The sequence below is a fragment of the Pseudidiomarina taiwanensis genome, from assembly GCF_003987435.1.
GTDB classification, from domain to species: Bacteria; Pseudomonadota; Gammaproteobacteria; order Enterobacterales; family Alteromonadaceae; genus Pseudidiomarina; species Pseudidiomarina taiwanensis.
Genome location: NZ_PIQG01000002.1, coordinates 456,510 through 479,563, shown reverse-complemented (window position 1 = coordinate 479,563; position 23,054 = coordinate 456,510). Strand labels below are relative to the sequence as shown.

Sequence of the window (23,054 nt, the reverse complement as noted above, 5' to 3'; positions counted from 1 at the left end):
AAATCTGTTATAAAAATTTAGAGTGTCCACAATGAAAAAATTAATCAGTTTGATTCTCGTTCTAGTGTTTGCTTGGCAAGCTCATGCTCAATCTGGCAATGACTTAAATGGCAAGTGGCGCGGACTATTAGCTGTGCAGGACCAGATCAAAATCGTGATTGGCCTCACCATTAGCGGTGACCAAGTCACCCTTGATAGCCCCAATCAAGGCGCTTGGGGACAAGCCCTTGAAGTGGTTCAACTCACCGATAGCCAGCTCCATATTCGGGCGCGCAATCTTAATATCAGCTATCAAGCAGAATTCGTCGACGGGCAGTTACGCGGCACCTTCACTCAAGGCCGCGAGTTACCCTTAGTATTAAATAAACTGAGTGCAAGAGATCTCGAGCGGCTCGAGTTTGAGGGACGCTATGCCGGCGAGCTTAGTGTTGATGCCAACACGCAATTACCCTTGGTGGCGAATGTCGCAGTGATTAAAGATTACTTTTATGGCACTCTTGATAGCCCTGCTCAGCAGACTTTTGGAATTCCATTACCTGGCTTAAAGATTGATGCGAAACAACTTAAATTTACTGCGCCGATGTTGGGGGCATCATATACGGGTGACGCCAATGACGGAGGCTATAGTGGCTTCTTCACTCAAGGTCGGGTGTTCCAATTGGAGTTGCGGAAGTTAGCCAGCGGTGAACAAGTGCAAGTCGCTGAACCGGTCTTTGGTGAAGTGGGTGGCGCGGTTTATGTTCGTCATGGTGACCAGGTTGAAACAAAATATTTTGCCGACTCGAATCCGGCAACTCAGTTTGAAATTGGTTCGGTAACCAAAACTTTTGTCGGTTACCTGTTGGCACAGCAAGTCGCCGCCAATCAACTGTCCCTTGATACTCGGCTAAACCAGTATTTCAAAGATGCCCCTGAATCGATCACACTCGGTCAACTGGCGACCCATACCAGTGGTTTACCGCGGCTACCGGATAATCTGCTGGCTCAGGCGGACCCAGAAGATCCCTACCGTGATTATACCCGGGCGCTGTTAACCACGGCATTAGCGCAAGAACAAATCGATACGACAGAGCACAGTTACTCTAACTATGGCATGGGAGCTTTGGCCGAGGCGTTGGCCATCCAACAACAAACAAGTTTGGCGGATTTATTGCAGCGTGAGGTATTTGAACCAGCTCAGATGCGCGCATCTTATCTTGCAACGGATGCTGAGTATCAACCTGATACCCTTGCCAAAGGTTACGATACCTTAGGACGTGAAGTTCCGCATTGGCACTTTGCGAGCCTCGCTGGAGCCGGTGCAATAGTATCTAACTTACCCGATGTCGTTGCTTATATTGATTATTTGCAAACTCAATTCGCGCAACAGGATGGTGCGGTTGAGCTGCTGTTGAGCCCGCAGTTAACCTTAGCCGAGTGTTGTCAGCAAGCGCTCGGCTGGATGCTGAAAAAAGATGCCTCGGGTAAGCTGTTTGCTTGGCACAATGGCCGCACCGCCGGCTTCAGCAGTTATGTTGGCTTCTATCTCGATGGTTCAGCTGCGGTGGTTATTTTAGCCAACCAAGCAATCGACGTGAATGCGATGGCAGAACAGTTGCTGCAACAAAAGCTTCATCTTGACCAGTTAGACTAATTCCCAGGGACTAAAGGAAAGGCCAGAAACAGCGCTTTTCCTTGACAGTCCATTTATTGACCATTAAAATTCTGCGCTCCCCATTCTTGGGCGGTTAGCTCGTGGCTGGGGAGAATTGGATTTTTCATTCTGTTGAGCGACATCAACATAAGCAGGAGTAATGAATGGCAACAGTTAATCAGCTGGTGCGCAAAGGTCGTCAAAAGCCGGTTGTGAAAAGCAACGTTCCGGCACTTGAGGCTTGCCCACAAAAACGCGGTGTATGTACCCGTGTTTATACAACTACCCCGAAAAAGCCGAACTCAGCGCTACGGAAAGTTTGCCGTGTGCGTTTGACTAACGGCTACGAAGTTTCTTCGTACATCGGTGGTGAAGGTCACAACTTGCAAGAGCACTCTGTCGTATTAATTCGCGGCGGTCGTGTAAAAGACTTGCCAGGTGTTCGTTATCACACAGTTCGCGGCGCGTTAGACTGCGCGGGCGTAAACGACCGTCGTCAAGCTCGTTCGAAGTACGGCGCGAAGCGGCCAAAATCTTAACGGTTCTCCGTTAGTAAGGCCAAACTGTAATTGAGAGTTTTGGGGAAACCCTGAATTAATCGGAGAAATTGAGATGCCTAGAAGACGCGTCATTGGTCAACGTAAAATTTTACCTGATCCTAAGTTCGGATCAGAGTTGTTGGCTAAGTTCATCAATGTCGTCATGGTTGACGGCAAAAAATCTGTCGCTGAAAAGATCATTTATGGTGCTTTAGATATCTTGGCTGAGAAGTCAGGTAAAGACCATTTAGAAGTTTTTGAAAACGCATTGGACAACGTTCGTCCATCTGTGGAAGTTAAATCACGCCGTGTAGGTGGTTCAACTTATCAGGTGCCTGTGGAAGTTCGTCCAGTACGTCGTAATGCACTAGCTATGCGTTGGTTGGTTGATGCCGCGCGTACGCGGGGTGAAAAATCCATGGCTCAGCGTCTAGCAGGTGAAATGCTAGATGCATCAGAAAACAAAGGCTCTGCTGTGAAGAAGCGTGAAGACGTCCACCGTATGGCCGAAGCAAACAAAGCGTTTGCACATTATCGCTGGTAAATTCACAAGTAACCCTAAGAGGAATTTATTGTGGCTCGACAAACTTCGATTGAGCGCTATCGTAATATCGGTATCTGTGCTCACGTAGACGCAGGTAAAACCACGACCACTGAGCGGGTCTTGTTCTACACTGGTCTTTCTCACAAAATCGGTGAGGTGCACGATGGTGCAGCAACTACAGACTGGATGGAGCAGGAGCAAGAGCGTGGAATTACCATCACCTCTGCTGCGGTCACCAGCTTCTGGCGTGGTATGGATGCGCAGTTCCCTGAGCACCGTATCAACATCATCGATACTCCAGGACACGTTGACTTCACTATCGAAGTAGAACGTTCACTGCGTGTACTCGACGGTGCGGTTGTAGTGCTTTGTGCATCATCTGGTGTACAACCACAGACTGAAACCGTATGGCGTCAGGCTAACAAGTACGAAGTACCACGTATGGTCTTCGTCAACAAGATGGACCGTGCAGGTGCTGACTTCTTGCGTGTTGTAGGTCAGATCAAAACACGTTTAGCAGCGACTCCAGTTCCAATTCATCTTGCTATCGGTGCTGAAGATAATTTCAAAGGCGTCGTTGACTTGGTGAAAATGAAAGCGATCAACTGGAACGAAGAAGACCAAGGTATGACCTTCACTTATGAAGACATCCCTGCGGACTTGGTTGATGAAGCTGAACAATATCGTGCTGAGTTGGTTGAAGCAGCTGCTGAAGCTAACGAAGAACTGATGAACAAATACCTTGAAGAAGGTGAGTTGACTGAAGCCGAAATCAAGCAAGGCTTACGTGAGCGTACGCTTGCGAACGAAATCGTTCTTTGCTTGTGCGGTTCAGCGTTCAAAAACAAAGGTGTTCAAGCGGTATTGGACGCGGTTATCGAATATCTTCCGTCTCCGACTGAAGTTAAAGCGATTCGCGGTATCCTTGAAGACGAATCTGAGGGTGTTCGTAAGTCTGATGACAACGAGCCTTTCTCAGCGTTGGCGTTTAAAATCGCGACTGACCCATTCGTGGGTACTTTGACCTTCTTGCGCGTATACTCAGGTGTCCTGTCACAGGGCGACACTGTGTATAACCCAGTGAAGGGCAAGCGCGAGCGTATCGGCCGTATGGTTCAGATGCACGCGAACGACCGGAAAGAAATCAAAGAGATCTTGGCAGGTGACATCGCTGCTGCTATCGGTTTGAAAGATGTAACGACTGGTGACACCTTGTGTGACCCGAACAACATCATCACCCTTGAGCGGATGGAATTCCCAGAGCCAGTAATCTCTGTAGCTGTAGAGCCAAAAACTAAAGCTGACCAAGAAAAAATGGGTATCGCTTTAGGTAAATTGGCGGCAGAAGATCCATCATTCCGCGTTAAAACTGACGAAGAGTCTGGCCAGACCATCATCTCTGGTATGGGTGAGCTTCACCTTGATATCATCGTTGACCGTATGAAGCGTGAATTCAAAGTTGAATGTAACGTTGGTAAACCTCAGGTTGCTTACCGTGAAACAATCCGCTCAGCGGTTGAAGTTGAAGGTAAATTCGTACGTCAATCAGGTGGTCGCGGTCAGTTCGGTCACGTTTGGCTTAAACTTGAGCCAATGGAATTTGACGCGAACGATGACGACACTCCGAACTATGAGTTCGTCAACGAAATCGTGGGTGGTGTGGTACCGAAAGAGTATATCCCTGCAGTTGACAAAGGTGTTCAAGAGCAGATGCAGAACGGTGTACTTGCCGGTTACCCAGTACTTGGCGTGAAAGCGACCTTGTATGATGGGTCATACCACGATGTTGACTCGTCAGAAATGGCGTTCAAAATCGCCGGTAGCATGGCTTTCAAAAAGGGTGCATTGCAAGCGTCTCCAGCTTTGCTTGAGCCAATGATGAAAGTTGAAGTAGTAACTCCAGAAGACTTCATGGGTGACGTGGTCGGTGACTTGAACCGTCGTCGCGGTATCATCGAAGGTATGGAAGATGCTCCGGGTGGTTTGAAAGAAGTTCGTGCCCAAGTGCCATTGTCAGAAATGTTCGGTTATGCAACTGATCTGCGTTCGCAGACTCAGGGCCGCGCATCTTATGCGATGGAATTCTTGAAGTACGCTGAAGCACCACAAAACATTGCTGAGCAGGTTATTGCTGCTCGTCAAACTAAAGATTAAGTAGAGTCTGGTCCGGTTCTACCAAGGACCGGACTTTTAACTTAAGTTAAGGAAAAGTCATGTCAAAAGAAAAATTTGAACGTTCCAAACCGCACGTTAACGTCGGTACAATCGGCCACGTTGACCACGGTAAAACAACTTTGACCGCTGCGATCACTACAGTTTTGGCAAAAACTTATGGTGGTTCAGCACGTGCGTTTGACCAAATCGATAACGCACCAGAAGAAAAAGCGCGTGGTATCACCATCGCGACTTCACACGTAGAGTACGACACTCCTACGCGTCACTACGCACACGTTGACTGCCCAGGACACGCTGACTATGTGAAAAACATGATCACTGGTGCTGCGCAGATGGACGGCGCGATCTTGGTTGTTGCTGCAACTGACGGCCCAATGCCACAAACCCGTGAGCACATCTTGTTGTCACGTCAGGTTGGCGTGCCATTTATCATCGTATTCATGAACAAGTGTGACATGGTTGACGATGAAGAATTGCTTGAGTTGGTCGAGATGGAAGTTCGCGAACTTCTTTCTGAGTACGACTTCCCAGGCGACGACTTGCCAGTGATTCAAGGTTCAGCGTTGAAAGCGTTGGAAGGCGAAGAGAAGTGGGAAGCGAAAATCATCGAATTGGCAGAAGCTTTGGATTCATACATCCCAGAGCCAGAGCGTGACATCGACAAGCCATTCTTGATGCCAATCGAAGACGTCTTCTCAATCTCAGGCCGTGGTACTGTAGTAACGGGTCGTGTTGAGCGCGGTATCGTAAACACGGGTGATGAAGTTGAAATCGTAGGTATCCAAGATACTGCGAAGACGACTGTAACCGGTGTTGAAATGTTCCGTAAGTTGCTTGACGAAGGTCGTGCAGGTGAGAACATTGGTGCCTTGTTGCGTGGTACGAAGCGTGACGAAATCCAGCGTGGTCAAGTATTGGCGAAGCCTGGTTCAATCACTCCACACACCAAGTTTGAAGCAGAAGTATACGTATTGACCAAAGAAGAAGGCGGACGTCACACTCCATTCTTCAAAGGCTATCGTCCACAGTTCTACTTCCGTACGACTGACGTAACGGGTTCAGTAGAATTGCCGGAAGGCGTAGAGATGGTCATGCCAGGCGATAACTTGAAGTTTGTTGTTGACCTAATCAACCCAATCGCGATGGACGAAGGTTTGCGCTTCGCGATTCGTGAAGGTGGTCGTACCGTAGGTGCGGGCGTTGTATCTAAGATTCTTGACTAATTGTCGAAATCTATAGAGTGACAAAAAGGGAGCTTCGGCTCCCTTTTTTTATTGCACAAGCGTTATTCGTTGCTCGTTATTCGTTATTCGTTATTCGTTAGAACGAACAGTGCGAAGCACGTACGAACAGCGCAGCGTACGAACAACGAATAACGTCCTCAGTACACACTCAAGCCCAGCTTGCTTGCAATTTCTCTCACCATCCACATGCCTCTCGAGGAATTGCCAAAACTATTGAGGCGCGGGCTCCAAGCGCAGATCACCCCAAAACTTGGGACGATAGCAACGATCCCGCCGCCAACGCCACTTTTTGCTGGCAAGCCCACCTCAAAAGCAAACTGCCCAGATTGATCGTACATGCCACTGGTTCCAAGTAGTGCATTGATACGCTGGGTATCGCGTTTTGAGCAGAGTTGCTGTCCGCTCAGCGGGTCAACTCCACCATTGGCAAGGAAGGTCAGGCTACGCGCCAAGTCACTGCTGGTCATGGCGAGGCTACACTGCCAAAAGTAGTGATCCAGCGCCTCGCTTACGTCACTCTCAATATTGCCAAAGCTTTTCATCAAGTAGGCGAGGGCGGAGTTTCGGCTGCCGTGCTCGAGTTCACTTAGATAGACCTGCTCGTCACTACAAATATGGTCGTTATGTGCAAGTCGGCGCACCATATTCAGGACCGCACTTTTGCTGGTTGAATAATGACTGACCAGAACATCACTGACCAAGATCGCGCCGGCATTAATCATCGGGTTACGCGGGATACCTTGTTCCCATTCTAACTGCACGATCGAGTTAAAAGCTTGTCCCGATGGCTCCATGCGGACGCGTTGCCAGAGGTCATCTCCGAGTCGCTCCATCGCCATGACTAAACCAAATATTTTTGAGATGGATTGGATAGAGAATGGGGTCTCATGGGCGCCAAAGGCATAGCAACGGCCATCAAGTGTGGCGACACTGAGCGCATACTGGTTAGCATCGATTGCTGCCAGGGCGGGAATGTAATCGGCTACGGCACCGCCATCATAGTCTTTAGCCGCCTGATATATTGCGGCTAACGTTGCCTCAATATCGGCCGGTGCAGAGACCTGATTAGAATACATTTCATCATGGCTCATAGCAGCTTTAACTTATCCATGAAGCATAGGTTTTAGGAAGCGTGCGGTATGTGAGCGCTCACATTTAACGATTTCTTCAGGCGCACCACTGACCAAAATTTCACCCCCACCTGAACCGCCTTCCGGGCCGAGGTCAACAATCCAATCGGCAGTTTTTATCACATCGAGATTGTGTTCGATAATAACGATGGTATTACCATGATCCCGCAAGCGATGTAATACCACCAGCAACTGTTGGATATCGTGGAAGTGCAACCCTGTGGTCGGCTCGTCCAAAATATAAAGCGTTTTACCGGTGTCTCGTTTCGATAACTCGCGTGATAACTTCACTCGCTGCGCTTCACCCCCTGAGAGGGTTGTCGCTGATTGACCCAAACGAATGTAACTTAGACCAACATCCATGAGAGTTTGTAATTTACGCGCAATAGCCGGCACTGGCGCGAAAAACTCATGAGCATCTTCGACGGTCATTTGCAGAACCTCATCGATGCTCTTGCCTTTGTACTTAATCTCAAGAGTTTCGCGATTGTAACGCTTGCCTTTACAAATATCGCAAGGCACGTACACATCAGGCAAGAAGTGCATTTCGACCTTAATTACCCCATCGCCCTGACAAGCTTCACAACGCCCGCCTCGCACGTTAAAGCTGAAGCGCCCAGGCTTGTAGCCGCGCGAACGCGCCTCTTCCGTAGCAGAGAACAGTTCCCGAATAGGGGTGAAAATACCTGTGTAAGTTGCCGGGTTTGAGCGTGGCGTGCGGCCAATGGGCGATTGATCAATATCGACCACTTTGTCGAGGTACTGCATTCCATCAATCTCACGATACGGTGCCGGTTCAACCGCTGTCGCATTATTAAGCTCATGGTGAGCAATGCGGAACAAGGTATCGTTGATCAAGGTTGATTTACCCGAGCCCGAGACCCCGGTTACACAGGTCATTAAGCCGATAGGTAAGCGTAAGTCGACGTCTTTGAGGTTATTACCGCGAGCACCGCTTAACGCAAGCCAATGCTCACCGGGTTGATGCCGCAGTGCCGGCACTGCGATTTCTTTGCGGCCAGACAAGTAATCACCGGTAAGCGAACCTTCGACTTGCATGATTTCTTCATAGTGCCCTTCGGCCACGACTTGGCCACCGTGTACGCCAGCACCTGGACCAATATCGATCACGTGATCGGCGGCACGAATCGCATCCTCGTCATGCTCGACGACGATAACCGTATTACCGAGATCGCGCAGATGAGTCAGGGTGCTTAACAAGCGTTCATTATCGCGCTGATGCAAGCCAATGGAAGGTTCATCTAAGACATACATGACCCCAACTAAACCAGCGCCAATTTGGCTGGCCAATCGGATCCGTTGTGCTTCTCCGCCTGATAGCGTTTCAGCGCTGCGTGAAAGGCTTAAATAATTCAGGCCAACATTGACCAAAAAGCCCAAGCGGTCATTAATTTCTTTCAGAATCTTTTCAGCAATTTTCGCCCGCTGCCCGGCAAGCTCCAAAGTTTGGAAAAACTCCAGCGCATCGCCAATCGAGAGCTCGACGACTTTCGGGAGTGAGGTGTCATTGACGTACACATGCCGCGCTTCTTCACGCAGTCGAGCACCACCACAGCTCTTACATGGCTGCGAAGCTAAATATTTACTGAGCTCTTCGCGTACTGCTTGTGAGTCAGTCTCGCGATAGCGCCGCTGCATATTCGGAATGATGCCTTCGAATGGATGCCGGCGGACGACCTTGTCACCGCGGTCGTTTAAATAAACGAATTCGATTTCGTCTTTGCCGCTACCAAATAAAATAATCTGGCGGTGTTCGTCGCTTAAGCTCTCAAATGGCTTATCGAGCGCAAACCCATAATGTTTCGCTAACGAGCGCAACATTTGGTAGTAGTAAAAATTGCGTTTATCCCAGCCGCGAATCGCTCCGCCGGTGAGACTGAGCTCGGCATTCGTGACTACCCGTTGTGGATCAAAAAATTGCTCAATACCCAAGCCATCACAAGCTTGGCAGGCTCCCGCTGGGTTATTGAACGAGAACATCCGCGGTTCGAGCTCTTGCATGCTGTAACCACAATGTGGACAGGCAAAATTGGCTGAAAAGACGATGTTTTCGAGCTTACTGTCAGCGTCCATTGGCGCCACGACCACAGTGCCACCAGAGAGCTCCAGTGCGGTTTCAAAAGATTCAGCCAGGCGTAATTCGAGCCCTTCACGAACTTTAATCCGGTCGACCACCACTTCGATGGTATGCTTTTTGTGCAGCTCAAGCGTCGGCGGATCGCTTAGGTCACATAATTCGCCATCAATACGCGCCCGAATGAAACCTTGCGCGGCGAGGTTTTCAAGAACTTTAATATGTTCACCTTTACGCTCCTTCACGATAGGCGCAAGTAACATCAACTTTTCGCCTTCAGGCAGGGCCAGAACTTGGTCGACCATCTGCGAGACAGTTTGTGCCGCAAGTGCAACGTTGTGAGTAGGGCATCGCGGTTCCCCTACGCGGGCGAACATCAAGCGCAGATAATCGTAGATTTCGGTAATGGTTCCAACGGTCGAGCGCGGGTTGTGAGAAGTTGACTTTTGCTCGATGGAGATCGCCGGTGACAGCCCTTCAATGCCATCAACGTCAGGCTTTTCCATCAAGCTCAGGAATTGCCTTGCATAGGCTGAGAGTGACTCGACATAACGGCGTTGTCCTTCCGCATAGAGGGTATCAAACGCGAGAGAAGACTTGCCGGAGCCCGATAACCCAGTAATCACGATTAATTTATCGCGTGGAATCGTTAAGTTGAGGTTTTTGAGGTTATGCGTACGAGCACCGCGAACTTCAATTTTATCCATAGGGTCTTGTCTCTCACTTCTGCGGATTAAATGCAAACAGGCATTATCGCACACCCTGTTGGTTCTGGTACAATCTCCAGCACTTTTTTCAATGCAGTAGGTTTGATATGGCAAAAACCAGTTCTGATCATCGCCTCACATCCACTGAACGCAAAGCCGCGGGTGCGCTTGCTGCTGTGTTTGGATTACGTATGCTGGGGCTGTTTTTGATCATGCCGGTGTTAGCTGTCTACGGGCAGGCCTACCCTGATTACTCGGCAATGCTAGTCGGGGTGGCGATTGGCGCCTATGGCCTGACGCAGGCGCTATTACAAATCCCGATGGGGATGCTATCGGATCGAATTGGTCGACGCCCAGTTATTATTGTTGGGCTTTTGATTTTCATCGCCGGGAGTATCATTGCGGCCCTTGCTGATACATTAACGGGCGTTATCATCGGCCGCGCGCTGCAGGGTGGGGGGGCCATTGCCGCCGCTATCTTGGCCCTCGCCGCGGATATTTCTCGGGATCAACAGCGTGCTAAAGTCATGGCCATGATCGGCATGTGCATCGGTTTGGCCTTTGCTTTGGCCTTAGTTTTGGGTCCATTTCTAGCAAATCACTTAGGCATGGCGGGACTATTTTGGTTTACTGCACTTGCCGCAGCCAGTGGCTTACTGCTGTTTATTGCAAGTGTCCCGAAATTTGAAGTACGCGCTGCCCGCGGCGATGTGGTGCCGGTCAAAGGTGAACTGTCGGGTTTATTAAAGCATGGCCAATTGTTGCGGTTAAATCTTGGGGTGTTTGTGCTCCATGCCATGCTTACAGCGTTTTTTGTGGTGGTTCCAACCCGTCTTGTCAACGCCGGGCTAGCTATTGATGCCCACGCTTGGTTGTACCTCCCCGTGCTGCTATTGTCGTTTGTCATTATGGTGCCGATGCTCATTCGCACTGAGAAAAAACGCGCGCAAGCATTTTATTTCCGGATCAATATTTCGTTATTATTGATCGCTGTTTTAGCTGTCTTCTCTAGCGGATTATTCAGTCTGAGTTGGACCTGGCTAGTGTTCGCCATTTTGCTATTTTTTGTCGGCTTTAATTATCTTGAAGCCAACTTACCGGCCTCGTTAACACGCTTCGCACCCGCCGGTAGCAAGGGCAGTGCCAGTGGTATCTACGCCACTTGGCAATTCGCCGGTGCGTTTGTGGGTGGAGTCGCTGGGGGCTCTTTGCTCCAACAATTCGGCAATATAGGAGTTGGGATTTTTTGTGCAGCTTTGCTAGTCTTGTGGCTGTTGCTCACCATCGGCATGCAAGCCCCGCCAGAGTGGCAAAATATTAGTCGCAAAGTGAACGATGTTGAGATCAATGAGGCGCTTCTGCAGCAGTTACGTGAAGTCACCGGAGTCGCTGAAGTTCGCTATGTGGCAAGCGAGCAAATAATTTATTTAAAAGTCCACAAATCTGATTACAATGAAACTGACGTTGCAGCGTTATTGAACGCCTAACATATAAGAAGAGATAAAGGAGAAGGCATGGCCAGTCGAGGTATTAATAAAGTGATCTTGATCGGAAATTTAGGTCAAGATCCAGAGATTCGCTACACCCAAAATAACACGGCCATTGCAAACTTATCGATTGCCACCAGTGAAACTTGGAAAGACAAACAAACCGGTGAACCGCGCGAGCAAACCGAATGGCACCGCTGCGTGGCCTACCGTCGTCTCGCTGAAATTGCCGGTGAGTATCTGAAGAAAGGCTCGAAAGTGTATGTCGAAGGTCGTTTGCAAACTCGTAAGTGGCAAGACCAAAGCGGGCAAGACCGTTACACCACCGAAATTGTGATCAACGAGATGCAGATGCTTGACAGCCGTGGTGGCCCTCAGCAGGGTGGCTATCAAGGTCAAGCGCCGCAACAAGGCGGTTACCAAGGTCAAGGTGGCGGTCAGCAAGGACAAGGCGGTTATCAAAATAAGAATCAGCAGCAGAGCCGTCCACCGCAGCAGCAGGCGGCGCAGCAACCTGACCCATTTGTGCCAGATGATTCATTTGATGATGATATCCCGTTCTGAATCATATAAAACTATAAGTGTTAAGAGCTTGGCTTAAATAAACTCCTAACAATACTGTTTTATAAAAATATTTTTTAATTTGACGCCCTTTATGTGTGTAAACATATAAGGGGCTTTTTTTATTTGACTTTCAGCTGTACCGATATAAAATCGTATAATATAAATTTTGTGAAGATAGGGTTTTGGCTGGTATTGCTTTGTAAACAAGGACGGCACGATGCATGTAAAAGTTGTGACTCATAAAACGGGCGAGCAAATACCAATCATGCTGGACGCAAATGGTATGCCGGTCACATTGCCGAATGAATTCGTTTTATCCAGAAGAGCTCTAAGCACCAATACTCTTGTTAGGAACCTGAGAGAGCTGTCAGTATTGTATGACTGGTTAGAAGCTTCTGGTTGCGACCTCTCGACAAAGTTACTAGCTCAAAACTCATTTAATGAAGCAGAGTTAAAAGGTGGCTTAATAGAGTCTTTAAGAGTTGATAAGGTTAGTGGTCGAGCAAAGGCTATATCACCAAACACGTTTAATCAGCGATTAACAACGGTCCGCCAGTTTTTTGGTTGGTGTATGGATGTGTTGACAAGTCAGTTATCGATGTCCTCTTCCGATTACGAGCGTTTAAGAGAGCGGAAAACGTTCATTCTAAAAATTCTTGATAGCAGCTTTATGTCTGCTACACCAGCTCGAACCAGTGTTCGTAAAGGCTTAAACGATAACGAAGTAGGCTTCTTGCTCGGGATACTTGACCCAGATAATGAGAATGCGTTTGGGCGTGACTCGGCAGTGAGATTCAGAAATTATGTATCAGTTGGGCTCATGTTGTTTTGTGGCTTAAGGCCGGGTGAATTACTTAGTCTCAGAGTAGAAGACGTTCAGGTTGGGGCGATATCCTCTATTAAAGTTGAACGTAGGCCACCCGACTTGTCAGATAAACGCCGACCTAAACCGCAAATTAAGCGAAACGGAAGGGTTATACCAGTCGATAATCGACGGTTTGCTGTAGCATTAAATGAGTACGTCACCACTTGGCGCGAGGAGCTCGAAAGCAAAAGTGATGTGGAATCACAATATCTAATATTAAGTGATGAAGGCGCTCCTTTGTCACAATCTTCAGTTACCCAGTTTTTTCAGCTTCTTCGCGCGCAATATGCAGAGCACTTGCCTGAAAACTTAACCGCCAAGTCTCTTAGGCATACATTCTCCTCCCGTATTGAAAGAGCATTGCGCAGAGCCGGCATGGATGAACAAAGACGAAGAGAAGCTTTGGCGTTGTTGAGAGGCGACAGTAGTTTAGCGTCCCAAGATACTTACATAGCCCAAGAAATCGAACAACAGGCAATCAAGTCGCTAAAACAGTATCAGGCTGCAGTTATTTCAGGGAGTAAACTCTAATGGAATTAGCGTTATTGAACACAACCGAAGATAGTCAGAACCCGCCTGGACAAAAGTCTTTAATCACTCGTGAAGGAAAGGAAGTAAATATTTCTGGGGATGTTTGGTTCTTACCTTATTCTGCAAGCGATCACACAACTTTAAATTTTGAGAAGATAGTCAATAGTCAGGTAAAAGTAGCACTGAAAATTCATATCGCTGATCGGGTTCGAAGAATATCAACACATGCGGGTTATGCAGCTTATCAGGATATTTGGAGGGAAGTCTTAAGGCATTGGGAATCTGATACCTCTGACTCTGACTCTGATATTGATTCATATCTAATTAGTTTATTTGAAAGCGCCATCAATCGCGCACGTAAGCGTAAGCGGCTATGGGCGATGTACAGACCCATACAGTGGTATCTTTGGTGTGCTGAAAACTTACCAGATACGGTATTCTCAGAAGTGTATGCGCAAGAGCTTGAGGCCATCGAACTGCCGGGAAATCCAAAAGGTGAGGCTGTACGAATGGAAGATCCAGAGAGCGGGCCTCTCCATAAAAGCTTGGAGCTCCCTCTTCTTATCAATGCCCTCAGATCCGATGAAGATAAATCTTTCGAATGTTTGCAACAAAAAGTCGTGGTTGCTCTTTCTATAGCTTTTGGTCGAAATCCGGCTAACTTAACTTTTTTGCGAGAGTCCGATTTGTTTCGGCTTACATCGAATCACGAAGATCCTTGCTACATCATTCGTATGCCAAGAATTAAAAAGCGATTTGTGAATCCGAGGGACGATCTTCTTGATGAGTACCTTGATCCGTATTTCGGAGCTATGGTTGAACAACTAATCGAACTTAACCAAGCAGTACCACTGAGAGTCGCGGGTAAGGCTTTCATAAAACCGGAAGAGCGACCACTCCTGATTAATAAAAATGGAAATAGAGCAGCAGTTTTATCGGGCGATATTGATAACGCATTTAACTTTACAAGCAGAGATATATCGCACTTACTCAATGCCTTTGTGCGGCGTCATAATATCATTTCACCCGTTACAGGTGCGCTTCTACATATTACCCCTCGAAGACTGCGGTATACGCTGGCCACAGGATTGGCCGCTGAGGGAATTAGCAAGCGTGAGCTGGCGAGGATTCTCGATCATACGGATACCCAGCATGTGCAGGTCTATTTTGAAATGGCTGGCAGAATTGTCGAGCACCTTGATAAGGCAACCACAAAAGCCTTTTCGAATTACTTAAACTTTTTCAAAGGGAAAGTCGTCGATAGCGATATGGAGGCGATCAATGGTGATCGTGACGACAAGCACCTAATCTTTGTTGACGAACAAAATCCGACGGTTCAGTCCGATATCGGAGTATGCGGAGAATCTAGCGTTTGCCACCTCGACCCGCCATATTCTTGCTATTTATGCCCTAAATTTCAGCCCTATCGACATGCCGATCATGAGCAGGTGTTGGATTGCCTATTGGCGAGTCGGAAAGAGCGACTTGAAAAATACGAGAATGCTCGCCTAGGGATTCAACTCGACGAAGTGATATCGGCGGTAGCACAAGTTGTGAAAATTTGCGAAGAGGGCCAAGAGAATGTCTGATGGTCGCTCCCAACGCAAAGCTAAAGTTATACCCTTTATCGATCGTTTAGAACGCGATCGGAATGTGAATTTACAAGCCCTAGTCAGCAAAGCCCAGCTTTTGAAGTTAGATGGTTTCGAGTCGGTTAAATGGCATGAACCGATTTGGAACATAACATCTGGTCGACTTGTGAAGCTGACTGGGAAAAATATCAAAGTTGCATCTTTTGCGTTTGCCCTATCACCAAAATTAGGCGCCGAGCCTCTAGTGGATAGTTGGAGTGAAGTTTGTAAGGCATTATTCGTTTTAAGATTTCATAGAAAGAATCAGTCAACGCCCAATCAGCGTAATTTCATAACGGCTGTCGGTTATGTTGCTGCGGCTGCAACACAACTGGGCCAGAAACTACTCAACCTGACTCCCGAAGCGCTTGATAATGCATGCACGTTAATTTCAAAACATTACCGCGAGACGACGGCATATAACCTCCATAAACATATTGCAGAGTTCGCAGCACACTGCGATGCCAACGGTTTATGCAGGGTTCTTTTGCAATTTAAATACGTGAGAATGAAGCGCCCAGCGAGCACCGGCGGTTTAAGCCACAAACGGCTTGACGATCCACAGGTTCTTGAGACCAAAACGGACAAGCTGGTTGCTCCAAGTGTATTTCGTGTAATTGGAGAGCTTTATCAGAATGTACCAAAAAGTCATAAATACCGGCTGTATGTTTTGTTACTGACTTTGCTTGCGTGCACGGGTCGAAGATTTAGTGAGGTTTCATTTTTACCAAATCAAACACTATCTGTTGATGACGAAGGGAACGGTTATATCGAGTACTTCCCGCGTAAAGCAAGCCGAGGGGATGTATTCACTCCGAAACGCAAATTGTACCTACCGTCAGAGGTTAAACCTATCGTTGATGAAGTGCTTAACGAATTAGCGGTGCTCACCACCGCGGCTCGCGAGACGGCAGAAGAGATGCATAAAACCCACGGGCCGGATTTGCGCTTTTTGGAGCGAGTTCCGAGTGAACAGCGGCTCTATGCTAGCGATCTAAAGGAATTGGGGATTAGTGACGCAGCATTAATTTCAACGGGTTGGCTTCGCAATCAAAACCTCGCTTGGCCAGACATCGATGCGTTAACCAAACAAGGAAAACGCCCACGAAATCCAATTCATTTCACAACTAAGGAAGGTTTGAAAAAATACTGCGCTCGTGATTTTTCAGACGCCTGTCTATCAGCCATTCATACAGATCAATTTGGTAAAGAATTTTACCTGAAGGATTTACTATTTCTCCGTCCGCTCGGCCTTTCGAGTGGAACTTATGCTCATTGGCTTGCTACCAGTTGCAGTCAGTCAATGTTTTCGACATTCCTTCGTTATTTTCCTGACCTCGCCGCAGAATATGCATCTGCTAGCGTCGAGGTGGATTTCACCAGTCATCATTTTCGACACACTCTCAATACCTTACTTGATGAAGGAGGTCTGAGTGATCTGCTGCAGACCGAATGGTTTGGTAGAACGAATCCACGTGACACAAAAGCGTATCAGCATACGTCTCGAGAAAAGCGAGCGCTTATGCTGCGCCAAGATATCAAGAAAGGGCTCGTCGGAGGACAAATAGCAGAGCAGATTCAAGCAATTCCGGTTGATGTTCAGGATGCTTTTCTCAAAGCAAGGGTGCAGGCGGTGCATGATGTAGGTACTGGTATTTGTATTCATAATTTCTCGCAAACACCTTGTGAGCGTCATTTGCAATGCTCAGCAGACTGCAAGGATTATGTATGGGCGAAAGGCGACGCTGGTCGATTAGAAGACTTAAAGCGGCAATATGCACTCACGGCAATTGCTCGCAAAAACGCTGAGCAGCAAATGAGTAGTCAAAAGCCAAAGAAAAGTGCCGACTGGCTTGCGCACAATGATAAAAAACTTAAAACCCTAAAAACCCAATTAACGGACAATGGGGTTGAGCATTTTGACCCTGAGCAATATCTAATAGAGGTGAAACATGGCTAAGCGTTTCAGACGTATGTCGGATAGTGATATCAATACCATTGTTGCTGATTTAGATCGTTGGGCTTTGGGAGAACTTGGTTCAAAGTTAACTTGGGCGTTGCTGGAAGAGCGTTTTGGATTCAGTCGTCAGTCACTTCAAGCAAAATCAGAAATTAAGGCAGCTTATGACACCGCCAAACGAGCATTGTCGGGCGGATTGGTTAAAACCAAAGAGCAAGCAACCAAAGAGGCCGAAGAGCTAGAGGTGGAGTTAGCACGCGTTAAAACAGAACTCGAATCATATAAGAAACGTGAAGAATTGTGGCAGCGCCGTTGGCAGCAAATCGCTTTTCATGTGCGGCAAAAGGGTATACAAATGGTTAGCGTTGATAAAGCGCCGTCTGAAGGTGCAGATCTTCCATCCGAAACGGAAGCATCAAAGATTTTAAAAATGTTCGATAAAGAGATACCCCCTTCAGGCAGAATTTAGATATGATGGTTCCATAACCAGCTAGTTATAGATAAATCGATAGAATATTGTGATTAGGTGAATAATGAAAGGATTTCGGACTGACATAAACGGACTTAGGGCCTGGGCTGTTGTTGCTGTGGTGCTATTTCATTTCGGTGTTCCGGGCTTTAGCGGGGGCTTTGTAGGCGTTGACATTTTTTTTGTAATTTCCGGCTATCTCATGACCGGAATTATCCTCCAGAAATTAGCTTCGGATACTAAGTTTTCAATTTTTGACTTCTATTTGGCGCGTTCTCGCAGGATAGTGCCAGCACTTTTATTTTTATGTTTTGTTCTGATGATTGTAGGTTGGTTTTTTTTACCATCGATTCAATATGAGCAACTCGCAAAGCATGCAATTTCTGCAATACTTTTTATCTCAAATATTGTTTTTTGGAGAGAGTCTGGATACTTTGATGCTTCATCACATGAAAAATGGCTTTTGCACTCGTGGTCTTTATCGGTTGAGTGGCAGTTCTATATCATTTTTCCAATCGTTTTGTTGGTGCTCTGGAAGCTGATTCCAAATAAACGGTTCCTAGTATGGATGATGATTCTCGGAGTCATCGCATCACTCACACTATCTATCTTAGCTAGTCAAAAATATGTATCCGCTTCATTCTATTTGCTTCCGACAAGAGCGTGGGAGTTGCTTATTGGAGGGTTAGTTTACCATTATGGACCCAAACTAAAATTAGCAGGGAAACATCGAGTATGGCTTGAATATATGGGAATTGCGCTAATTCTCGTAAGTATTGTGTTTTTTACTGGTGATATGGCTTGGCCCGGTTATTTGGCGGCGGTTCCAGTTATTGGCTGTTCGATGGTATTGATTGCAAACAAAGAACAATCGATTTTTACTGGTAGTTATGTTGCTCAATGGTTAGGGAAAACATCGTATTCGATATATTTGTGGCACTGGCCGCTCGCTGTGTTGTTGTATATTTCTGGTACTTCGAGGAATCCGATTCTTGTATCTATTGCTATCGGAATGTCGATTCTGCTGGGATGGTTATCATGGCGATTTATTGAGTCCCCGTCTCGAGTTGCGTTAACTAAGATTCACAGAATACCTCAACTAGGGGCAACGTCTGCGTTAGTCCTTGGTCTGATACTCGTTCCTAGTTATTGGATATACAATTCTGACGGCGTGGGTACTTCAGGGAGGTATCCGGCAAACATAGACCAAATGTTTGCAGAAGCAAACAACGTAAACCCCATGCGGTCTGAATGTTCGAATTTGGAACGGCTTTTAGGTGACCCATGTAAATACGGTGGTGAAAATCTCGGCGCTATAGTAATAGGTGATAGCCATGCTATGGCAGTTGTTCGTGCGATAGAGGCAGCCTTACCGTCACAAGAACAGCATGTTCTGGATTTAACCCTAAGCAGTTGCCCGACAATTGCAAATGTTAAAAGTCTAAAACGTGGTCCTGAGTGTGGCCAATTTGTTGAAAGTGTAATCAATGCCCTTAGTGAAGTTCCGAGGAATGTTCCTATTTTAATAGTCAACCGGATTAGCGGATATATTGAAGGGCCTAACGAACCTGATAGAGCTGCTGAAATCCCTACTCCTGATCGCTACCTCAATGACCCTTTTGATTCACGAGATGAAACCTTTTACGCTGAGATGAAAGACGGGATCGTTAAAACTGCATGTCGAATGAGTGCAACTCATTCTGTATATTTAATGAGACCAATTCCAGAGCTAAAAGAAAACGTGCCTTCAACCATGGGATGGTCATCGGTATTTGGTGCGACTAAAAGACTTGCACTGCCGATAGAGGAATATCGAGAGAGGCACCGCGTAGCCATTGAGGCACAGAACCAAGCTGCAAGTCAATGTGGCGTTCATATATTGGATCCACTACCATTGCTTTGTGATGAAGAGTTTTGCTACGGCGACTTTAATGGACGACCTGTATACTACGATGATGATCACCTCAGTTTGTTTGGAGCAGAGCGACTAGAGCCTTTATGGCAAAAAATGTTTGATAAACGCTAGTTATGGCCTTCGAGCAGCTGATGCTGAAAAATAACTTTTTGTTAAGATCAGAACAATATAAATTTTATTTGAGAAAGTGAAATTTTTGAGTTTAGATACCGCTCTATCAATCTATAACTTAACAAAACCCAAAGAAAGACCATGTAATATTTCGTTATATATAGATTTTTTTGAAATGTATGTGAACTACCGTTCTAGTCCTAGCCGATTTTCATTAGGGGCGTTTCCGAGTTTGGTTCCGCCCCTCTCGACATCTTAAAGAATATTGTGTCGTTCTACGATCCGATCAAAATACTCTAAAACCTGCTTGGCGTAGGCGCGCTTTTGGACATAATCGCCGGCGAAGAAGTTCTTCTTAAAGCCGTACGCGACCATATCTTTTAGGCGTTTTAGCGGCACGTCGACTGCGCTAAGTGCGAGCTCATATTCACGCGTGACCGTGGTGCGCGAAACCAAACGATTGTCGGTACAAATCACCGTTGCCAAGCGGTTGGCATACATATGCTTGAAGTTATGATTCGCGACCGAACCAATCGCTGGGTTAGTTTGTAAGTTGCTGGTAATACAAACTTCAATGGCAATTCGGCGGTCAGCGATAAATGACGCTAATTTTTGCGCATATTCCGCTTTGTTGTCGATTGCTGGGTCTTGAATCATCTCAGGCGAGAACAGCGAATAGCCATGCCCAAGACGATCGGCGTAGCATTTGGTCAGTGCCTCGAAAATGCTCTCGGCACCGTAGGCTTCCCCTGCATGCACAGTTTTTAGTAAAAAGTTTTGATGGGCATACTCATAGACTTCTTTAAAATCGTGCGCTGGATAGCCCATCTCTTGTCCGGCAATGTCGAGGCCAACAATCGGTAAACCCTCTTCATCGCGCAAGCGGATACTTGCTCGAATCATTTCCATCGCCGCGATTTTAATCACCTGCTTGGGTTCATGGTCGCGTAAGGTCTGGAATAGCTCGGTGTAGTAGGGCGAGAAGCCTTTCGCGCCAAACATCCGCATGGCGCAGTTGATGAGGCCATATTCAAACGGTGGTTTGTCTCCGGCAACGACTTCAGGGGTTTGGTTGTATTCGCGTTTGGCCCGCGCAAGACCATTATTAGCGGCATGCATCACGGTATCAAAATCAATCCCACGCGCCAGATCCATCATCAGTTGTGGGGCAAACCGAACCTCGATGTAGTTCACACCTTCGGCGAGATTATCGAGGGCCAACTCATAAGCGGCTTGCTCGAGGTTTTCCATATCGCGTAATACTGCGCAGGTGTATTGGAACCCATTTAGGTAGTCACCGAGATTAGCGTAAGACTCTTTAAAAACCAGCTCATATAAGCCTTCAACCGAGTAGGATGGCAGTTCAATCTGACTGCGTTTGGCCATATCGATAAGACCTGCAGGACGGAGACTGCCGTCTAAGTGAAGATGCAGGTCAGCTTTCGGCATCGCTTTAAGAAACTCGGCAGAATAACGGGTCTGGCTCATAAGGGCTCCATTGCATAGTGAATTTGGCGGATCATAGCAAAATTTAATCGAAAATGCCGCTTTGCAATCAGCCCGAAAACTCAGTATAAAAAAGTTCTGATGTATCACTTATGGAACCACAGCCAATCATGGCCTCGCTGTATTTTACCTACTCGGCAATGAATGCCGGCAAAAGCACTTCGCTGCTGCAAGTTGCCCACAATTATGAAGAACGTGGTCAGCACGTTTTATTACTCACGCCAGCTATTGATGACCGTGCGGGCAGTGGAAAAATCGCCTCGCGATTGGGGATAGACCGGGACGCATTGGCGTTTTCAAAAAGCACCGATCTGGCGGCGTTGATCGCGGCGCGACTGCAGCAAACTGAAATTGATTGCGTGTTAATCGATGAAGCGCAATTTTTGAGCCCTAAGCAAGTGTGGCAATTAACTGATGTGGTCGACAATCTTGGCGTGCCGGTGATGTGTTATGGCATCCGCTCTGATGCCTTTGGAGAGGCCTTCCCTGGTAGTGCGGTATTGCTCGCCGTAGCCGATAAAGTGCAAGAAATGAAAACCATTTGTTATTGTGGCCGCAAAGCGACCATGAACTTACGCATCGATGCCGAAGGGAATGCGGTAAAGGCCGGTGACCAAATCGCAATCGGGGGCAATGACCGCTACATTTCCTGTTGTCGGAAGCATTGGAAAGAAAAGCTCGGGCGTTAAGGGCGAAAATTCGCTATAATCAAGGCCATCCATTCTCTTCATGTAAGCTGTTTGCTGAGGTGTTATGACCCAATCTACTCTCACTCTTCCAATTCCTGACGACTGGCATTTGCACCTTCGTGATGGTGATTTGCTCAATGACACGGTTCCCGCGACGGCTGCGGTGTTCGAACGTGCCGTGATTATGCCGAACCTAGTGCCACCTGTCGTTGATGTTGAGCTGGCGCGAGCGTATCGAGAGCGGATCATGGCTGCACTGCCTGAGGGGATGACCTTTCAGCCTCTTATGGCACTCTATCTAACCCAGCAAACTTCAGTTGAAATGGTCCAGCAAGCCGCAGCTGCTGATTTTGTGATCGGCTTTAAGCTGTATCCATCCGGCGCAACCACTAACTCAGCTTCGGGTGTAACCGATATCGAAGCCTTGGATCCTATCTTTGCTGAAATGGCTCGTTTGCAAGTGCCGCTGCTGGTTCATGGTGAAGTCACCCATGCCGAGGTCGATATTTTCGACCGTGAGAAAGTGTTTATCGATACCAAATTACGGCCACTGTTGAACCGGCACCCGGACTTAAAACTGGTGCTCGAGCACATTACCACTAAAGATGCGGTGGAGTTTGTGCTATCGCAAGGCGCCAATGTTGGTGCGACCATCACCCCGCAACATTTGCTGATGAACCGCAACGATATGCTCGTAGGGGGGATTCGCCCGCATAACTACTGCTTGCCGGTGTTAAAACGGCGAGAACATCAAAATGCGCTGCGAGCTGCCGCTACTTCCGGGAATCCTAAGTTTTTCTTAGGGACTGACTCGGCGCCACATGCGCAGTCGGCTAAAGAAAGCGCCTGTGGCTGTGCTGGCTGTTATTCTGCGCCCGCTGCACTGCCGCTGTATGCAGAGGTCTTTGAGCAAGAAAATGCCCTTGATAAATTGGCCGACTTTGCTTCTGGCTTTGGTGCTGATTTCTACGGCTATCCACGCTCAGATAAAAACTTGACCTTGATCAAGGAGCCTTGGCAAGTAGCTGATACAGTGATGACAGCAGTGGGCTCAATGGTGCCGTACTATGCAGGGCAAACCCTTGCTTGGCGGGTGAAGTGATCGTTTTGCAATAAATAAGCTACAAATGATTGAGCATTTTAACAGTGAAAAAAGTCTTGTTAGAGCATAGCGTGACGGGGCTTTTCGGGGCATACTGACCACTTTAGTAGAACTGAAAATAATAACGATAAATTGCCGCTGAGGATTGTTTTTGTTT

Annotated in this window: 17 protein-coding genes; 14 read left to right on the top strand and 3 right to left on the bottom strand. The window is 47.3% G+C overall.

Translation table 11 applies throughout. The annotated features are described in order from the left end of the window. Positions 1 to 31: 31 nt before the first annotated feature. The 5 genes from CWI83_RS06140 (at position 32) to tuf (ending at position 6,114) form a co-directional block, all read left to right on the top strand. Positions 32 to 1,633, top strand: coding sequence for a serine hydrolase domain-containing protein (locus tag CWI83_RS06140; RefSeq protein WP_126827175.1), 1,602 nt, complete (start codon positions 32 to 34; stop codon positions 1,631 to 1,633). Between the two features lie 164 nt (positions 1,634 to 1,797). Further along, the gene (gene rpsL / locus CWI83_RS06135; protein WP_034777283.1) at positions 1,798 to 2,172 is read left to right on the top strand and encodes a 30S ribosomal protein S12; all 375 of its coding nucleotides are present in this window, start codon (positions 1,798 to 1,800) and stop codon (positions 2,170 to 2,172) included. Positions 2,173 to 2,245: 73 nt separating this feature from the next. Further along, complete coding sequence (gene rpsG, locus CWI83_RS06130) at positions 2,246 to 2,716, top strand: 30S ribosomal protein S7 (protein ID WP_126827173.1); 471 nt, start codon at positions 2,246 to 2,248, stop codon at positions 2,714 to 2,716. Positions 2,717 to 2,746: 30 nt separating this feature from the next. Next, positions 2,747 to 4,870, top strand: coding sequence for an elongation factor G (gene fusA, locus CWI83_RS06125; RefSeq protein WP_126827171.1), 2,124 nt, complete (start codon positions 2,747 to 2,749; stop codon positions 4,868 to 4,870). A gap of 59 nt (positions 4,871 to 4,929) precedes the next feature. Beyond that, positions 4,930 to 6,114: an elongation factor Tu gene (gene tuf / locus CWI83_RS06120; RefSeq protein WP_126827170.1), complete on the top strand. Its 1,185-nt coding sequence runs from the start codon at positions 4,930 to 4,932 to the stop codon at positions 6,112 to 6,114. A 158-nt stretch (positions 6,115 to 6,272) separates the two neighbouring features. Here tuf and glsA read toward each other — a convergent pair whose 3' ends face one another. Together glsA and uvrA are read right to left on the bottom strand one after the other, a co-directional pair. After that, a complete protein-coding gene (gene glsA / locus CWI83_RS06115; RefSeq protein WP_126827168.1) occupies positions 6,273 to 7,226 on the bottom strand; it encodes a glutaminase A in 954 nt (317 codons plus the stop codon). Between the two features lie 12 nt (positions 7,227 to 7,238). Beyond that, positions 7,239 to 10,067, bottom strand: coding sequence for an excinuclease ABC subunit UvrA (gene uvrA / locus CWI83_RS06110; protein WP_126827166.1), 2,829 nt, complete (start codon positions 10,065 to 10,067; stop codon positions 7,239 to 7,241). 107 nt (positions 10,068 to 10,174) lie between these two features. Between uvrA and CWI83_RS06105 the strand changes: the two genes are divergently transcribed. From CWI83_RS06105 to CWI83_RS06075, 7 genes are all read left to right on the top strand, one after another. Further along, positions 10,175 to 11,554, top strand: coding sequence for an MFS transporter (locus CWI83_RS06105; protein WP_126827164.1), 1,380 nt, complete (start codon positions 10,175 to 10,177; stop codon positions 11,552 to 11,554). A 27-nt stretch (positions 11,555 to 11,581) separates the two neighbouring features. Beyond that, a complete protein-coding gene (ssb, locus tag CWI83_RS06100) occupies positions 11,582 to 12,118 on the top strand; it encodes a single-stranded DNA-binding protein (protein ID WP_126827162.1) in 537 nt (178 codons plus the stop codon). Positions 12,119 to 12,335: 217 nt separating this feature from the next. Further along, positions 12,336 to 13,514, top strand: a complete 1,179-nt coding sequence (locus tag CWI83_RS06095) for a tyrosine-type recombinase/integrase (RefSeq protein WP_126827160.1) — start codon at positions 12,336 to 12,338, stop codon at positions 13,512 to 13,514. Continuing rightward, positions 13,514 to 15,103 (top strand): tyrosine-type recombinase/integrase, encoded by a 1,590-nt coding sequence (locus CWI83_RS06090; RefSeq protein ID WP_126827158.1) that lies wholly within the window; start codon positions 13,514 to 13,516, stop codon positions 15,101 to 15,103. The genes CWI83_RS06095 and CWI83_RS06090 overlap by 1 nt, the downstream gene beginning before the upstream one ends. Beyond that, positions 15,096 to 17,105: an integrase gene (locus tag CWI83_RS06085; protein ID WP_126827156.1), complete on the top strand. Its 2,010-nt coding sequence runs from the start codon at positions 15,096 to 15,098 to the stop codon at positions 17,103 to 17,105. Before CWI83_RS06090 ends, CWI83_RS06085 begins: the two co-directional genes overlap by 8 nt. Then, on the top strand, positions 17,098 to 17,574 hold the full coding sequence (locus CWI83_RS06080; RefSeq protein ID WP_126827154.1) for a protein kinase: 477 nt from the start codon (positions 17,098 to 17,100) through the stop codon (positions 17,572 to 17,574). The genes CWI83_RS06085 and CWI83_RS06080 overlap by 8 nt, the downstream gene beginning before the upstream one ends. A gap of 64 nt (positions 17,575 to 17,638) precedes the next feature. Further along, a complete protein-coding gene (locus tag CWI83_RS06075; RefSeq protein ID WP_126827152.1) occupies positions 17,639 to 19,600 on the top strand; it encodes an acyltransferase family protein in 1,962 nt (653 codons plus the stop codon). 255 nt (positions 19,601 to 19,855) lie between these two features. On the opposite strand, the gene CWI83_RS06070 is transcribed toward CWI83_RS06075, so the two are convergent. After that, a complete protein-coding gene (locus CWI83_RS06070; protein ID WP_126827151.1) occupies positions 19,856 to 21,088 on the bottom strand; it encodes an adenosine deaminase family protein in 1,233 nt (410 codons plus the stop codon). Positions 21,089 to 21,216: 128 nt separating this feature from the next. Between CWI83_RS06070 and CWI83_RS06065 the strand changes: the two genes are divergently transcribed. Further along, the gene (locus CWI83_RS06065; protein WP_126827432.1) at positions 21,217 to 21,795 is read left to right on the top strand and encodes a thymidine kinase; all 579 of its coding nucleotides are present in this window, start codon (positions 21,217 to 21,219) and stop codon (positions 21,793 to 21,795) included. A 64-nt stretch (positions 21,796 to 21,859) separates the two neighbouring features. After that, positions 21,860 to 22,897, top strand: coding sequence for a dihydroorotase (pyrC, locus tag CWI83_RS06060; RefSeq protein ID WP_126827149.1), 1,038 nt, complete (start codon positions 21,860 to 21,862; stop codon positions 22,895 to 22,897). Positions 22,898 to 23,054: the final 157 nt, after the last annotated feature.